Source organism: Limnohabitans lacus (assembly GCF_030053395.1).
GTDB lineage: Bacteria > Pseudomonadota > Gammaproteobacteria > Burkholderiales > Burkholderiaceae_C > Limnohabitans_A > Limnohabitans_A lacus.
This window is the reverse complement of record NZ_JASGBH010000001.1, coordinates 486,127-502,300: the sequence shown is the minus strand read 5'-3', so window position 1 is coordinate 502,300 and position 16,174 is coordinate 486,127. Positions and strand designations below refer to the sequence as shown.

The 16,174-nt window shown below is 58.0% G+C and carries 13 protein-coding genes and 1 tRNA gene; 5 read left to right on the top strand and 9 right to left on the bottom strand.

Annotated elements, in window-relative coordinates:
* Positions 1–87 precede the first annotated feature (87 nt).
* Positions 88–576, top strand: coding sequence for an SsrA-binding protein SmpB (gene smpB, locus QLQ16_RS02500; protein WP_283223093.1), 489 nt, complete (start codon positions 88–90; stop codon positions 574–576).
* Here smpB and QLQ16_RS02495 read toward each other — a convergent pair whose 3' ends face one another.
* From QLQ16_RS02495 to rimP, 8 genes are all read right to left on the bottom strand, one after another.
* Positions 577–1,659 carry an enoyl-CoA hydratase/isomerase family protein gene (locus tag QLQ16_RS02495; RefSeq protein ID WP_283223092.1) on the bottom strand — a complete coding sequence of 361 codons (1,083 nt, stop codon included), beginning with the start codon at positions 1,657–1,659 and terminating at the stop codon, positions 577–579. It abuts the gene before it with no gap.
* On the bottom strand, positions 1,652–2,533 hold the full coding sequence (locus tag QLQ16_RS02490) for a DMT family transporter (protein ID WP_283223091.1): 882 nt from the start codon (positions 2,531–2,533) through the stop codon (positions 1,652–1,654). Before QLQ16_RS02490 ends, QLQ16_RS02495 begins: the two co-directional genes overlap by 8 nt.
* A 20-nt stretch (positions 2,534–2,553) precedes the next feature.
* Entirely contained in the window at positions 2,554–4,371 is a 1,818-nt protein-coding gene (gene typA, locus QLQ16_RS02485) for a translational GTPase TypA (RefSeq protein ID WP_283223090.1), read from the bottom strand.
* Between the two features lie 11 nt (positions 4,372–4,382).
* Positions 4,383–5,366 (bottom strand): tRNA pseudouridine(55) synthase TruB, encoded by a 984-nt coding sequence (gene truB, locus QLQ16_RS02480; protein ID WP_283223089.1) that lies wholly within the window; start codon positions 5,364–5,366, stop codon positions 4,383–4,385.
* On the bottom strand, positions 5,363–5,743 hold the full coding sequence (rbfA, locus tag QLQ16_RS02475) for a 30S ribosome-binding factor RbfA (RefSeq protein WP_283223088.1): 381 nt from the start codon (positions 5,741–5,743) through the stop codon (positions 5,363–5,365). Before rbfA ends, truB begins: the two co-directional genes overlap by 4 nt.
* Positions 5,744–8,668 (bottom strand): translation initiation factor IF-2, encoded by a 2,925-nt coding sequence (infB, locus tag QLQ16_RS02470; protein WP_283223087.1) that lies wholly within the window; start codon positions 8,666–8,668, stop codon positions 5,744–5,746. It abuts the gene before it with no gap.
* A 25-nt stretch (positions 8,669–8,693) separates the two neighbouring features.
* Positions 8,694–10,178 carry a transcription termination factor NusA gene (nusA, locus tag QLQ16_RS02465; protein WP_283223086.1) on the bottom strand — a complete coding sequence of 495 codons (1,485 nt, stop codon included), beginning with the start codon at positions 10,176–10,178 and terminating at the stop codon, positions 8,694–8,696.
* Positions 10,179–10,250: 72 nt separating this feature from the next.
* Positions 10,251–10,814 (bottom strand): ribosome maturation factor RimP, encoded by a 564-nt coding sequence (gene rimP / locus QLQ16_RS02460; RefSeq protein WP_283223085.1) that lies wholly within the window; start codon positions 10,812–10,814, stop codon positions 10,251–10,253.
* A gap of 27 nt (positions 10,815–10,841) precedes the next feature.
* On the opposite strand from rimP, the gene QLQ16_RS02455 reads away from it, so the two are divergent.
* The 3 genes from QLQ16_RS02455 to fabI are packed head-to-tail and all read left to right on the top strand — an operon-like array spanning position 10,842 to position 13,531.
* Positions 10,842–11,018 carry a hypothetical protein gene (locus tag QLQ16_RS02455; RefSeq protein WP_283223084.1) on the top strand — a complete coding sequence of 59 codons (177 nt, stop codon included), beginning with the start codon at positions 10,842–10,844 and terminating at the stop codon, positions 11,016–11,018.
* Positions 11,019–11,035: 17 nt separating this feature from the next.
* Complete coding sequence (locus tag QLQ16_RS02450; RefSeq protein ID WP_283223083.1) at positions 11,036–12,655, top strand: MFS transporter; 1,620 nt, start codon at positions 11,036–11,038, stop codon at positions 12,653–12,655.
* Positions 12,656–12,715: 60 nt separating this feature from the next.
* Complete coding sequence (gene fabI / locus QLQ16_RS02445) at positions 12,716–13,531, top strand: enoyl-ACP reductase FabI (RefSeq protein WP_283223082.1); 816 nt, start codon at positions 12,716–12,718, stop codon at positions 13,529–13,531.
* A 79-nt stretch (positions 13,532–13,610) separates the two neighbouring features.
* Here the strand turns inward: fabI and QLQ16_RS02440 are convergent, their stop codons facing one another.
* The gene (locus tag QLQ16_RS02440) at positions 13,611–15,887 is read right to left on the bottom strand and encodes an arginine/lysine/ornithine decarboxylase (protein WP_283223081.1); all 2,277 of its coding nucleotides are present in this window, start codon (positions 15,885–15,887) and stop codon (positions 13,611–13,613) included.
* A gap of 179 nt (positions 15,888–16,066) precedes the next feature.
* On the opposite strand from QLQ16_RS02440, the gene QLQ16_RS02435 reads away from it, so the two are divergent.
* Positions 16,067–16,157: transfer RNA gene (locus QLQ16_RS02435), tRNA-Ser, on the top strand.
* The last annotated feature ends 17 nt before the right edge of the window (positions 16,158–16,174 follow it).

The following is a 16,174-nucleotide window of genomic DNA, read 5'->3' as shown; positions in this document are numbered from 1 at the left end:
CTGGGATTGTAGTTTTATCCCGGCCTTCGGATTGCAGCTTGCCTGCACCTGACTTGCGAACGGCGCGGCCGTCCTCATCTGCTCACCATGGCCACGAACAAAAAGTCCCCTGCTGCCCCCACATTTGCCAAGATCGCCGAAAACAAAAAGGCGGCCTTCGACTATTTTTTCGAAGAGCGCTACGAGGCAGGCATGGTGCTCGAAGGCTGGGAGGTCAAGGCCATCCGCGAAGGCAAGGTACAACTGACCGACGGTTATGTGGTCATTCGCGATGGTGAGTTGTTCATCATTGGCTGCTTGATCAACCCGCTCAAGACGGCCTCGACCCACATCAACCCTGAAGCCGCCCGCACACGCAAGCTGCTGCTGAACAAAGAAGAGATCAAACGCCTGATTGGCAAGATCGAGCAAAAGGGCTACACCCTGGTGCCGATCAATTTGCACTGGAAATCAGGCAAGGTGAAATGCGACATCGCGCTGGCCAAAGGCAAGGCCGAGCACGACAAGCGCAACACCATCAAGGACCGCGAAGGCAAACGCGAGGTCGAACGCGTGATGAAAAGCCGCCACCGCTGATCAGTTCAGCTCACGCAGTGGGTGCGCATGGGCTGGCCAGGGGCTCACAAAAAACGCGGCCACTTCGGCAGCATCGACGTCTTCGGAACGAGCAGGCTTCCATTGCGGGCTGTGGTCTTTATCGACCGCCAAGGCGCGGATGCCTTCCACGGTTTCACTGTCACTGACTGGGCGCAGGGCAAAGCAGTGGCGCACCAGATCGCGCTCCATGCGCAGGTCATCGGCCAGGCTCATGCCTCGGGCACGGCGAATTTGCTCAAGCACGACATGCAGCATCAAGGGTGAACGGTGGCGCAAAGTTTGGGCCGTTTGCACAGACCATTCGTCGCTGGCCGATTCAAGCTTTTGCAAGATGTCGCCCACACTGTTCAAGCCGAACACCGCATCCATTTCCGCGCGGTTCGACAAGCCGGATTTTTCAAGACGGTCAAAGCGGGTGGTGACCCAGCGCTCGACGGCTTCGCCATTTTCAAACGGGGTCTCGATCAGGGTTTGCCAAAGGTGGGCCAGCTTGCCCGAGGCGACCATGCCATCGGCCAAGCCCGCGTGGACCGCGTCTTCGCCGTGCAGCAAGTGACCCGTCAAGCCCAAGTACTCGCCCAGACGACCGGCGCAGCGGCTCAAGAAATAGCCGCCACCCACATCGGGGAAAAGGCCAATGTGGGTTTCGGGCATGGCCATCTTGCTGCGCTCGGTGACCACGCGCACGCTGGCGCCCTGACTGATGCCCATGCCACCGCCCATGACGATGCCATCCATCAGCGCGATGTAGGGCTTGGGGTAGGTGTGGATCAGGTGGTTCAGTCGGTACTCTTCGGTGAAGAAGTCTTCCAGGCTGGGGTCCCCCGCCTTGGCCGCTTGGTGGAAATAACGGATGTCACCACCTGCACAAAAGGCGCCAAATGGGCCTTCTTTGTGGGTGCCGCGCACAGCCACGGCCAGGACTTGCTCGTTGTGCACCCAAGCCAGCAAGGCGCTGGTGATCTGACGCACCATGTCCAGCGACAAGGCATTGAGCGCCTTGGGGCGGTTCAAAGTGATGCAGCCGATGCGGCCTTCGATGGTGGCGATGACGTCAGACATTGTTTTTCCAGGCTAAAAATTCATTCATGAGCAAGGCGCTCAACACCAAGGCGCCCCCCAGCAAGACACTGGGCTGGGGTGCCTCGTTGGCGCCCCACCAAGCCAGTGCAATGCCGAACACGATTTCAAGCAAGGCCAAAAGGGACACTTCAGGTGCTTTGAGCACGCGGGCGCAGACCACCGACAAGGCACAAGGAATCGCCAGCTGAAACAGCCCCAGCATGGCCAGCAGGGCCACATCGTGGACCGAGGCTTGAAACGGCCAGGCCAGTGGCAAAGTGAACAAGGAGGAAAGAACGGCACCCAGCAACACCGAGGGCACCAAGTCGAGGTCCAGACCGTCGGCATGGCTTTTTTGAACCAAGGTCCATTGCACTGCGCCTGCGATGGGCACGCACAAAGCGACCATGGAGCCGAGCAAAAAGTTGGGGGCACCCAAACTCAATTGGCTGCCGTACATCCAGGAGATGCCCACGCCGGCCAGCACAATCGCGGCCCAGGTGCGCAAAGGCAAGCGGTGCCCCAAAAAGACACGGGTGACCAGCGCGGTGAGCAAGGGCCCGATCGCCATGGTAATCAAGACATTGGCCACCGCCGTCAGCATGAGGGCCAACATGAAGGCGGTGAACATGACGCTCCAGCACACGCCAGAGAGCCAAAAATAGGGGCTGCGCCAAGGCATACGGGACAGGACGCCCCTGCCCTGCCACAGCGGGAGGATGACCAGCAGCGACAGCACCGTGAAGAAACTGCGCCAGAACGTCACCTCAAAACTGCGGGCCTGCTCCAGATGGCGGGTCACAACGCCGGCGATGGACCACAAGGCTGTGATCCCCACCATCATCGCGACCGCCTGACCGTGCCTGAGTTTCATGTCAAGCCGCGTGGTTCAGATCACTTGTTGCGCTTGCGGTCATGCTCTTTCAAGAAGCGCTTGCGCAGGCGAACGCTCTTGGGCGTGATTTCGACCAACTCGTCGTCCTCGATGAATTCGACGCCGTATTCCAGGGTCAAGTCGATCGGTGGGGTGATCTTGATCGCGTCTTCCTTGCCGGACACGCGGAAGTTGGTCAGCTGCTTGGTGCGCGTGGCGTTGACCACCAGGTCGTTGTCACGGCTGTGGATACCCACAATCATGCCTTCGTACACCGGGTCGTTCGCTTTGACGAACATGCGGCCACGGTCGTCCAGCTTGCCCAGGGCGTATGTGAAGATTTCACCGTCGTCCATCGAGATCAGCACGCCGTTCTTGCGACCACCGATGTCACCTTTGTGGGGCTCGTAGCCGTCAAAGATGTTGGAGATCAGGCCAGAGCCACGGGTCAGGTTCAGGAATTCGTTGGAGAAACCGATCAGGCCACGGGCGGGGATGCGGTATTCCAGACGGACGCGACCGCGGCCATCGGGTTCCATGTTGACCAGCTCGCCTTTGCGCTCGCCCAAGGCTTGCATCACGCCGCCCTGGTGGTTTTCTTCGATGTCGGCTGTGACCAACTCAATAGGCTCATGGCGCTCACCGTCCACATCGCGGAACAAAACACGGGGTTTTGAAACCGCCAGCTCGTAGCCTTCGCGGCGCATGTTTTCCAGCAAGATGGTCAGGTGCAGTTCACCACGGCCAGCGACTTCAAAGATACCGTCTTCGTCGGTTTCTTTCACGCGCAAAGCGACGTTGTGCTGCAATTCTTTTTGCAGACGGTCCCAGATTTGGCGGCTGGTCACGTACTTACCTTCACGGCCGGCCAATGGTGAAGTGTTCACGCAGAAATTCATGGTCAGCGTGGGTTCGTCCACTTTGAGCATGGGCAGTGGTGTGGGGTTGACTGGGTCGGTCACGGTCACGCCAATGTTCAGATCGGCAATGCCGTTGATCAGCACGATGTCGCCAGGACCGGCTTCGGTCACTTGCACACGGTCCAGACCCTGGAAAGTCAGCACCTGGTTGACACGACCTTTGACGGAAGAACCATCAGGGCCTTCCATCACAACCACGTCCATGCCAGGCTTGACGGTGCCCTGGCTGATGCGGCCCACGCCGATGCGGCCCACAAAGGTGGAGAAATCGAGCGCCGAGATTTGCAATTGCAATGGTGCTGCTGGGTCACCCGAGTTGGGCTTGACGTGCTGGAGCACGGTGTTGAACAGGGCCGACATGTCGGGGCCCCACTGCTCGCCAGGTGCGCCCTCTTCCATCGAGGTCCAGCCGTTGATGCCGGAGGCGTACACCACGGGGAAGTCCAGTTGTTCGTCGGTGGCACCGAGTTTGTCGAACAGATCGAAAGCAGCGTTGACCACTTTGTCGCAGTTGGCACCGGGTTTGTCCACCTTGTTCACGACCACGATGGGCTTGAGGCCCAAAGCCAAGGCTTTCTTGGTCACGAATCGGGTTTGAGGCATAGGGCCTTCTTGCGCATCGATCAGCAACACCACGCCGTCGACCATGGACAAAGCGCGCTCCACTTCGCCACCGAAGTCCGCGTGTCCAGGGGTGTCCACGATGTTGATGTGGGTGCCTTCCCAGCTCACAGCGCAGTTCTTGGCCAAAATGGTGATGCCGCGCTCACGTTCGATGGCGTTGTTGTCCATCACGGTGTCGACCACTTTTTCGTGGTCAGCGAAGGTACCCGACTGGCGCAGCAGTTGGTCGACCATGGTGGTTTTACCGTGGTCAACGTGGGCAATGATGGCGATGTTGCGAATTTGCTTGCTCATGCTTTCTTCCTTTAAACCTGCTCGGCCAGCAACGGCTCGTTGGCAGGTGATTTTTCCAAAATCTGTTGAATTTCGATCGGGCTCAACAATCGACCCGGAATCAATTCGCCGCCACGCACATGCGCTGTTCCCAGCAGTGCACGAGGATGTTCTCCATAAACGGCCACATGATCACAATCAACCCAAGGGCCGCGTCGGCGCACCCCACTTAAAAATCGTCCAGCGTTTTCGCTGTCCAAGCTCACATCGGTATAGCCCGGCAGCAAAACATCCACCGGCTGCAAAGCGCTCAAGCGCTCGTTTTCAGCCATTGCATCGAGCTGCTCCAGACTCACGCATTGCGCTTGGTCAAAAGGACCGGTCTGCACCCGGCGCAATGCGCTCAGATGCCCCCCACAACCCAAAGCCTCGGCAATGTCCTCGCCCAGGGTTCGGATGTAAGTGCCTTTGCTGCACGCCACGCGCAAGCGCAAAAACGGGGCATCACCTTGCAGCTGCATGTCGAGCAACTCCAGATCGTGAATCACCACATTGCGAGGCGCACGCTCGACGGTTTCGCCCTCGCGGGCGTATTCGTACAAAGCTTTGCCGTCCTTTTTCAAGGCGCTGTGCATCGGGGGCACCTGGCTGATCGGGCCCATGAACTGGTCCAGAACTTCCACCACCCTACCCGGTGTACATGACACTTCTCGTGTCTGAATCACATCACCTTCAGCGTCGGCCGTGCTGGTCTTGATGCCCAGTCGTACCGTCGTCTCGTAAACCTTGTCGGCATCCAGATGTTGCTGACTGAATTTCGTGGCTGCACCAAAACACAAGGGCAACAAACCGGTGGCCAAGGGGTCCAAAGTCCCGGTGTGTCCGGCCTTTTCGGCACGCAGCAACCACTTGGCCTTTTGCAAAGCCTGGTTGCTGGACAGTCCCAGCGGTTTGTCGAGCAGCAGCACCCCATGCACAGGGCGCCGCTGCACCCTGGTGCGTGGCGCTGCGGTCATGCTTCGTCGTCTTTGGCGCGAGAGGCCACCGCTTTGGAGATCAAGGCATTCATGTCCGATGCACGCTCTGTGGTGCGGTCAAACAAGAAGTGCAGTGTCGGCACGGTGTGGATGTGCAAACGCTTGAACAAACCATTGCGCAGAAAACCCGCAGCGGCGTTCAGGCCTTCGGTGGCTTCATCGGGGTTACCGGTCAAAACGCTGAAAAAAACCTTGGCATGGGCGTAGTCGGGTGTCACCTCGACCGCGTTGAGCGTGACCATGCACACGCGTGGGTCTTTCAACTCACGCGCGATCAACTCGGCCAGATCGCGCTGGATCTGGTCGGCCACGCGGAAACCGCGATTGGGTACGGATGAAACCTTTTTACGGGCCATTTACAGGGTTCTCGCGATTTCCTTGACTTCGAAGAATTCGAGTTGATCGCCTTCTTTGATGTCGTTGTAGTTCTTGAGCTTGATACCGCACTCGAAGCCTTCTTTGACTTCGCGCACATCGTCCTTGAGGCGCTTGAGCGAATCGAGCTCGCCGGTGTAGATGACCACGTTGTCGCGCAGCAAACGGAACTTGGCATTGCGGTTGACCATGCCCGACGTGACCATACAACCTGCAACCGTGCCGATCTTGGAAGCCACGAACACCGTGCGGATCTCGGCGGTACCGATGACCTCTTCGCGCTGTTCTGGTGCCAACATGCCCGACATGGCAGCTTTGAGCTCATCCACAGCGTCATAAATGATGTTGTAGTAGTGGATATCCACACCATTGCCTTCGGCCAACTTGCGGGCACCGGCATCGGCGCGCACGTTGAAGCCGATGACGATGGCTTTGGAAGCAATGGCCAAGTTGATGTCCGACTCGCTGATGCCACCCACGCCGGAGTACACCATCTGCACTTTGACCTCTTCGGTCGACAGCTTGAGCAAGGATGCGCCCAAGGCTTCTTGCGAGCCTTGCACGTCGGCCTTGACGATGATGGGCAAAGTCTTGACTTCGCCAGCAGACATGTCGGTGAACATGTTTTCAAGCTTCGCCGCTTGTTGCTTAGCCAGCTTGGTGTTGCGGAACTTGCCAGCGCGGTAAGTGGCGATCTCGCGGGCACGACGCTCATCGCCCATGACCATGAATTCGTCGCCAGCTTGAGGCACTTCGGTCAGACCCTGAATCTCGACAGGAATCGAAGGACCAGCCGATTTGATGGGTTGGCCGTTTTCGTCCAACATGGCCCGCACACGGCCAAAGGTTTGACCTGCCAGAACCACGTCGCCCGTGTTCAAGGTACCGGACTGCACAAGGATAGTGGCCACAGGACCACGGCCCTTGTCCAGACGCGCTTCGATCACCAGACCCTTGGCAGCAGCATCCACCGGGGCCTTGAGTTCAAGCACTTCGGCTTGCAAGAGCACTTGCTCCAGCAAATCGTCAATACCCATGCCGGTCTTGGCCGACACAGACACAAACGGCGAATCGCCACCAAACTCTTCGGGAACCACTTCTTCGGAGATCAGTTCAGCGCGCACACGCTCGATGTTGGCATCGGGCTTGTCCATCTTGTTGATGGCGACCACGATCGGCACACCGGCCGCTTTGGCGTGTTTGATGGCTTCCTTGGTTTGAGGCATCACGCCGTCGTCACCGGCCACCACCAGGATGACGATGTCGGTGGCTTGTGCGCCACGGGCACGCATGGCCGTGAAGGCCTCGTGACCGGGCGTGTCCAAGAAGGAAATCATGCCGCGTGGTGTTTCCACGTGGTAAGCGCCAATGTGCTGCGTGATGCCACCGGCTTCGCCAGAAGCCACTTTGGCACGGCGGATGTAATCGAGAAGCGATGTTTTACCGTGGTCCACGTGACCCATCACGGTCACCACAGGGGCACGCGATTTGGCCTCTGCGTGTTGATCGGAAACTTCTTCATCGGTGAAAGCTTCGGGATCGTCCAAAGCAGCCACCACGGCTTTATGGCCCATTTCCTCCACCACGATCATGGCAGTGTCTTGGTCCAGCGGTTGGTTGATGGTGGCCATTTGACCGAGTTTCATCAGGTGCTTGATGACTTCGGAGGCTTTGATCGCCATCTTGTGTGCCAATTCGGCCACGGTGATGGTTTCTGGCACGTGCACTTCGATCACGCGCACTTCTTGAGGTGCAGATTGACCATGGGAATCGTCACGGTCGCGATCGTTGCCACGGCGGCCCTTGGGGCCTGCTCGCCAGCTGTTTCGGCCCACGCCGCCACTGGTGTCACCACGGGTCGGGATGGCCTTTTTCTTGCCCGGCTCACCTGCCCAGCTGGAGGAGAGCTTGGCCGATTTGACTTCTTTGTTACCACCGGGGGCAGCCGCGTCACCGGCCTTGGCTGCAGCAGCGCGAGCGCCGGGTGCAGGTGTTCCGGCTGGTTTGTGCAAAGTGCCTTTGACAGCGGTTTTAGGCTCAACTTTGGGCTCATCCTTCTTCGCGACCAACACCTTCTTCGGGGCATTCATCATGGTGCGAATGGCCTCGGCTTCAGCCAAGGCTTTGCGGCGACGCTCATCCAAATCACGGGCGCGGGCAGTTTCTTCGTCCGCACGTGCTTTGGATTCAGCCGCTGCTTGAACGGCTGCGGCCTCGCGGGCTGCCTGAGCCGCTTGGGCTTTTTCAGCGGCTTCCAAGGCGGCCGTATCCACGACGGGCGCTTGGGCAGGCTTTGACTGGGAAGCGTTGATGCTGGCTGCTTCTGCACGGGCGAGTTGCTCGCGCTCATCGCGGCTCAATGCAGGCTTGGCTGCTTGAGCTGCCGCATCAGCCTGGGCTTGTGCGGCCTGAGCTTCAGCTTCAGCGACAGCGCGCTGCTTGGCCTCTAGCTCCTCACGAAGGCGTCGTTTTTCGGCCAACTCTTCTTCCTGACGACGGATCAACTCGGCTTGACGACGTGCTTCTTCTTCACGGCGTGCCAGCTCAGCATGATCGATCACTGACTCAGGTGTTGTTTCAGCGGCGTCTTCAGAGACGACTTCATCGTCTCGCTTGATCAAGGTGCGCTTTTTACGCACTTCAACTTGAATCGTGCGGGCCTTGCCAGAGGAGTCGGCTTGCTTGATCTCGCTGGTCGATTTCTTGACCAAAGTGATTTTTTTGCGGTCGCCGGCTTGTGTGCCGTGGCTCGTTTGCAAATAGCTCAGGAGCTTTTGCTTGTCGGCATCGGACAGTGCATCGCTGTCCGAGGTTTTGGCCACGCCGGCTGCGCTCAATTGCTGCAACAGGACATCGGCGGATTTTTTGAGTTCATTGGCGAACTCGGCAACTGTGGTGCTGGACATAATGGTGTTCAAGCCTCCGTTAACTTCAGGCCTGGCCTGCGAACCAATGTTCGCGGGCTTTCATGATCAGGGCGGTGGCTTCTTCGGCGGTTTGACCAGTGATGTCGGTCAATTCGTCAGTCGCCAGGTCAGCCAGGTCGTCGCGGGTGTGGACACCCGCTTCCACCAGCTTGGAAATCAGCTCAGGCGTCAGGCCAGGCAGGTCACGCAGGTCTTGAGAGACGTCTTCGACACTCTCTTCACGTGCGATCTCGAGGGTCAACAAAGCGTCTTTGGCGCGTGCGCGCAGCTCGTTGATGGTGTCTTCGTCGAAGCTTTCGATCTCCAGCATTTCCTGGATGGGCACATAAGCCACTTCTTCCAGGCTGGTGAAACCTTCTTCGATCAGGATGTCGGCGATCTCCTGGTCCACATCAAGCTTTTCCATGAACAGCTGACGGATACCGGAGGTTTCTTCGGCCTGCTTTTGGGCAGATTCGGCCGCGTCCATGATGTTGATCTTCCAGCCGGTCAGGTCAGAAGCCAAGCGGACGTTTTGACCACCGCGACCGATCGCGATCGCCAAGTTTTCTTCGTCCACCACCACGTCCATGGCGTGCTTTTCTTCGTCCACCACAATGGACTGCACGTTGGCGGGGGCCAATGCACCGATCACAAACTGGGCGGGGTCTTCGCTCCACAGCACGATATCCACACGCTCGCCAGCCAATTCATTGGTTACGGCATTCACTCGGGTGCCACGCACGCCGACGCAGGTGCCAATCGGGTCCACACGCTTGTCGTGCGAGAGCACAGCGATCTTGGCGCGCGAACCAGGGTCACGGGCGCAGGTTTTGATTTCCAGCAGGCCTTGCTCGATCTCGGGCACTTCCTGACGGAACAGCTCGATCATGAATTCGGGCGCCGAACGCGACAAGATGATGGGCGCGCCGCGCAGGGTCAGGTCCACGTCCATGATCATGGCGCGCACGCGGTCACCGCTGCGCAGGTTTTCCTTGGGGATCATTTCGCTGCGACGCAAGCGGCCTTCAACGCGACCGGCTTCACAAATGATGTCGCCCTTGTCCATGCGCTTGACGGTGCCGACAAAGATTTTTTCGCCGCGCGACATGAAATCGTTGAGCAGCATTTCACGCTCTGCGTCGCGGATCTTTTGCAAGATCACTTGCTTGGCCGCCATGGCGCCAATGCGGCCAATGGGCAAAGACTCGATCGGCTCTTCGATGTATTCGTCAACTTCGATGTCTGGGATTTGCTCTTGGGCTTCAAACAGCAAGATTTCCTGCTCGGGCAACTGCAAACCGGCTTCGTCGGGCACCACGTGCCAGCGGCGGAAGGTTTCGTAGTTGCCGCTGTCGCGGTCAACGGCCACGCGGATGTCCACTTCGCCTTCAAACAGCTTTTTGGTGGCTTGGGCCAAAGCGGCTTCCACAGCACCAAACACCACGTCGCGCTCCACGTTCTTTTCACGTGAGATGGCTTCGACCAACATCAACATTTCGCGATTCATGACTCGACTCTCCTGTTCCAGTGGGACTGCAATGCAATCCCGATTCAAATATTCAAACAGCCGACGCGAGCGTCAGGCTTGTGCCTTGGACTTCCGTCCTTTGAAATCCACCACGGGCGCCAAACGGGCGTCACGCAATTCGTCCAGCGTGAACCCCAAGGCATGCATGGGCAAAGGGGCACGTTTTTTACTGATTCTTTGGCCGGGTTTGACGGCGGGCTCATCGCTCCAGACGATTTGCCAGCCGGTACCGGCTGCGTCACGCTCGAGCGTGCCGCGAAATTTTTTGCGGTTGGCGCTGACCATGCCGGCCGCGTTTTCACCCATGGGGGCTTTGAGCGTCAGATCGATCAACTCGCCTGCAAAGCGTTCAAAGTCTTTTTCATGACGCAAAGGACGGTCAATGCCTGGCGATGAAATCTCCAGGCGGTTGTAGGTCACGCCATCTACTTCAAGGGCAAACTGCAACTGGCGGTTGACTTTTTCGCAGTCTTCAACCGTGATGAAAGCTTCCGAGCCTGGCGCCCACGGCCAATCGATGGTGATGCGCAGCAAACCGCCCGCAGTGCGTTCAATTTCGACCAGGTCATAGCCCAGGCCGGTCACGGTTTCTTCAACGATTTGTTGCAGTGCCACAGAACTTCGAAATATCAGACTTGAAAAATGAAAGACCAAAAAAAACGGGCGGTGAAAACCCGCCCGTTTGGTCGTGAAGTCGGTATTCTATCTGAAAAACGAGCTAAGTGTGTGATTTTTAAGCGAAATATGTGCCAACAAGCGCCCGAAGGCCAGCCCAAACTGGTGCATGCCGACAGGAAGGCACAATGGACGCTCCTGTGAAGTCTAAGGGGCATGGTTTGAACACAATTTCACGTTGGTTGGACGAAAACGTCAGGTCTTTGGCTCGCGACATGCGGTGGTCTTTCTTGCCACCCCTCATGGTTTACATGGCCGCTGGGGTGCAAGGCCTCACAGGCATCGTGGGCACCTTCTTCGTTAAAGAACATTTGGGCTTGTCGGCCGAATTCCTGGCTGCCCTGGCTTTTTGGGCCGGTCTGCCCTGGGCCTTGAAGATGCCCATTGGCCATTTGGTCGACATCTTTTGGCGCTACAAATCAGGTTTCATCCTCTTGGGTGCCGGCCTCATCGCAGCCAGTTTGCTCATCATGGCGGGCTTGGTCGGGCAGCGCGAGGCCATGGCCTCGGTCTGGAGCGTGAACCATTGGTTTGTGCTGGCCGCCTTGCTCAGCCCGGTGGGCTATGTGTTGCAAGACGCCACCGCCGACGCCATGACGGTCGAAGCCGTGCCACGTTTTCAAGCCGACGGAACACCGGTCGATCCGGCCATCCTCAAGCAAATGCACACCACCATGCAGACCTTGGGCCGCGTGGCCATCGTGGGAGGCACCATCATCGTGGCCCTGATCAATTTGGGCATGTTTGCCGATGTGCGCAATTTGAGCGCGGCGGCAAAAACAGAGACTTACCAAAATCTTTACCTGATGGCGCTGATCATCCCCTTGATGTCGGTCGCTGGACTGGTGGTGGCGCGTTTGCAACGCGGCCAACAACTGAAGCAACACATGGCCAGAGGGCTGGACCGGCATCAGGCCCTGGCCTTGCTGAGGTCCGATGAAGAAGAAACCACGCCCAATGCGGTTCTTTTGGTGGGCAGCTTGTTTTTTGTGGCCCTGACCATTGGGCTGGGCCTGTCAGGCTGGCGCTACAGCCAAGAGCTGATTTTTGTCAGCTCCATGGCCATCATTGGCACCTTGATGGCCAGGCTGATGCGCGAGCTTGAACCCTCGGCACGCCAGACCCTGCTGGGCACGGCTTTGGTCATTTTCATGTTCCGAGCGGTTCCCGGCACGGGTGCTGGGATGAACTGGTGGATGATCGATGAACTGGGTTTTGACCAGCCCTTTTTCTCGGTTTTGTCGCTCATTGGCAGCACCTTGGCCTTGGCGGGCATGTTCGTATTTCGGCGTTTCATGTCCTCGCGGTCGATCTTTTATGTGGTGGGGTCGCTCACGGTGCTGGGCACCTTGCTCAGCCTGCCGACCTTGGGCATGAGTTGGGGCCTGCACCACTGGACCGCGGCGCACACGGGCGGCGTGGTCGATGCGCGCTTCATCGCTTTGGTGGATACCGCCTTGGAGTCGCCGCTGGGCCAAATCAGCATGATTCCGATGCTGGTCTGGATTGCCAACTCCGCCCCGCCCCACCTCAAAGCCACGTATTTTGCGGTCATGGCCAGTTTCACCAACCTGGCCCTGTCGGCTGCGCAATTGGGCACCAAATACCTGAACCAAATTTTCACATTGACACGCCAAGTGCGAGACGCCAGTGGCGCCATCACCGTGCCCGCCAACTACGCAGACCTGAGCGGTTTGCTGCTGAGTGCCCTGGTGATAGGGCTGCTGATGCCCTTGGCGGCCATTGCCTTTGCCCGATGGCGCGGCTGGGGCAGTGCCTGAAAAACGCCCAGTGGCGCATGCGACAATCCCACCCAGATTTTGTTCCGAAAGAAGACTTCCATGACCACTCCAACAGGTTTCCTCACAGGCAAAAAACTGCTGATCACTGGCGTACTGTCCAACCGCTCGATTGCTTATGGCATCGCCAAAGCTTGTCACGCACAAGGCGCTGAGCTGGCCTTCAGCTATGTGGGCGAGCGTTTCAAAGACCGCATCACAGAATTCGCAGCAGACTTTGGCTCCAAACTGGTGTTTGACTGCGATGTGGGCAGCGATGAGCAAATTGAAAAGCTGTTCACCGATTTGTCGGTCCACTGGCCCAAGTTTGATGGCTTTGTGCACGCCATTGGTTACGCCCCCCGCGAAGCCATTGCGGGTGACTTTCTGGAAGGCCTGTCGCGCGAAGGCTTCAAGATCGCACACGACATCAGCGCCTACAGCTTCCCTGCGATGGCCAAGGCCTGCCTGCCTTACCTGAACGACAAATCGTCGGTGTTGACCTTGACCTACTTGGGTGCCATCCGCAATGTGCCCAACTACAACACCATGGGCTTGGCCAAAGCCAGCCTGGAAGCTTCTGTGCGCTACCTGGCCGAATCACTCGGTAGCCAAGGCCGCGGTATGCGTGCCAACGGCATTTCGGCTGGCCCCATCAAAACCCTGGCCGCCAGCGGCATCAAGGGTTTCGGCAAGATTTTGTCGGTGGTGGCCGAGACCTCGCCCATCCGCCGCAACGTCACGATCGACGACGTGGGCAATGTCGCCGCATTCTTGCTGAGCGATTTGGCCGCAGGCGTGACCGCCGAAATCACCTATGTGGACGGCGGTTTCAGCCAAGTGGTGGGTGGCATTGCTGAGCCAGCCGAAACAGCTTGAACTTTAGACGATCCATCAAAAAAGCGGCCTTGGCCGCTTTTTTATTGTCCCAACTGAAACGGACAGTCCGCTCGCAGGTTCAAGACTCTTTGACGCAATCGGCGTAGTAGCGCTTCTTGCCCTCGTCGTCCTTGATTTCGACCAGACCGTGGATGTCGGTTTCAAAGCCGGGACACTCTTGGTTGAACTGGCGGGCGAACTTGAGGTAGTCGACGATCTTCTTGTTGAAGACTTCACCGGGGATCAGCAAGGGAATGCCAGGTGGGTAAGGCGTGACCAGACCCACCGTGATACGGCCTTCGAGGTGGTCGATTTCCACGCGCTCGGTCTTGCGCTGGGCAATGTGCGCGTAGGCATCAGAAGGCTTCATGGCGGGTGCCAAATCCGACAGGTACATGTCAGTCGTCAAACGGGCGATGTCGTAACGGGCGTACATCTCGTGCACGTGCTGGCACAGATCACGCAAGCCCATGCGCTCGTAACGAGGGTGCTTTTGGCAGAACTCGGGCAAGATCTTCCACATCGGCTGGTTCTTGGCGTAATCGTCCTTGAACTGCTGCAAAGCCGTCAGCAAGGTGTTCCAGCGGCCCTTGGTGATGCCGATGGTGAACATGATGAAGAAGCTGTACAGGCCAGTCTTTTCCACCACAACGCCGTGCTCGGTCAGGAACTTGCTGACGATGGACGCAGGAATACCGGTCTTGTCGAACTTGCCGTCCAAGTCCAAGCCCGGGGTCACGATGGTCGATTTGATCGGGTCCAACATGTTGAAGCCATCGGCCAACTGCTGGCCAAAGCCGTGCCATTTGCTGGCTTTCTTGCGAGGATCGTTGCGCAAGATCCAGTCGTCAGCACGGCCGACGCCCTCTTCCGAGAATTTCTCGGGGCCCCAAACTTTGAACCACCAGTCCTTGCCGTATTCGGCATCGACCTTGCGCATGGCTCGGCGGAAGTCCAGCGCCTCGGCAATGCTCTCTTCCACCAGTGCAGTACCGCCAGGTGGCTCCATCATGGCCGCCGCCACGTCACAGCTGGCGATGATGCTGTACTGCGGGCTGGTGGAGGTGTGCATCAAGTACGCCTCGTTGAACAGCGGACGGTCCAGCTTGGTGTTTTGCGCGTCCTGCACCAACACATGGCTCGCTTGGCTGATGCCCGCCAACAGTTTGTGAATGGATTGGGTGGCATAAACCATCGACTCTTTAGGACGGGCGCGCTTTTTGCCCATCGCATGGTACGGGCCATAGAACGGATGGAAAGCCGCATGCGGCAACCAAGCCTCGTCGAAGTGCAGGTTTTCGACATAACCGTCGAGCATGCCCTTGATGGTCTCGGTGTTGTAAAGAACGCCGTCGTAAGTGGACTGTGTCAGCGTCAAGATGCGAGGCTTGACCTTTTTGGCGTCAACGCCTTTGAGCAAAGGGTTTTTCTTGATCTTGGCCTGAATGGCGGCGGGCTCGAATTCGCTTTTGGGGATCGGGCCAATGATGCCGAAATGGTTGCGCGTGGGCTTCAAGAAAACCGGAATGGCCCCGGTCATGATGATCGAATGCAGGATGGACTTGTGGCAGTTGCGGTCCACCACCACGACATCGCCTGGCGCCACGGCGTGGTGCCAAACCATTTTGTTGGAGGTGCTGGTGCCGTTGGTCACAAAGAAACAGTGGTCGGCGTTGAAAATACGAGCGGCGTTGCGCTCGCTCTCACCAATCGCGCCGTTGTGGTCCAGCAACTGGCCGAGCTCTTCCACCGCATTGCACACGTCGGCGCGCAGCATGTTTTCACCGTAAAACTGGTGGTACATCTGACCGACAGGGCTCTTCAAGAAAGCCACGCCGCCAGAGTGGCCGGGGCAATGCCACGAGTAGGAGCCGTCCTCGGCGTAATCGAGCAAAGCCTTGAAGAACGGGGGCTGCAGACCCTCGAGGTAGCTCTTGGCTTCGCGGATGATGTGACGCGCCATGAACTCGGGCGTGTCTTCGTACATGTGGATGAAGCCGTGCAACTCGCGCAGGATGTCGTTGGGCAGGTGCTGGCTGGTCTTGGTTTCGCCGTAAATGTAGATCGGTACATCGGCGTTCTTGCGGCGCACTTCGTCGATGAAGGCCCGCAGGCTGATCACGGCGGGGTCCAGATCAGGTCCTGGCGAGAACTCTTCATCGTCAATCGACAAAATGAAGGCGCTTGCACGGCTTTGCTGCTGGGCGAACTGAGACAGATCGCCGTAGCTGGTCACCCCCAGAACTTCGAAGCCTTCGCTGACGATGGCATCTGCCAAAGCGCGGATGCCCAGACCCGACGTGTTTTCGGAACGGTAGTCTTCGTCGATGATGACGATCGGAAAGCGAAATTTCATGGACTGGGTTGGGCTGGCGCCCGTTGGAAATGAGGGAAATAGCCGCGAAGTTTAAGGATAAAAAGTGACTTCCACGCGACAAAGCTCAGATTTCATGAAAAAACCTTCGCTAGCCCGGCGGCAGGATTTGCGTTGACACGTCAAAAAGCCTGATTTCCACTGCTACAATTGAAAGTTCTGGAACGGTGGATGAGTGGTTTAAGTCGCACGCCTGGAAAGCGTGTGTGGGTTAATAGCCCACCGCGGGTTCGAATCCCGCCTGTTCCGCCAGAAACGAAAAAAGCCTG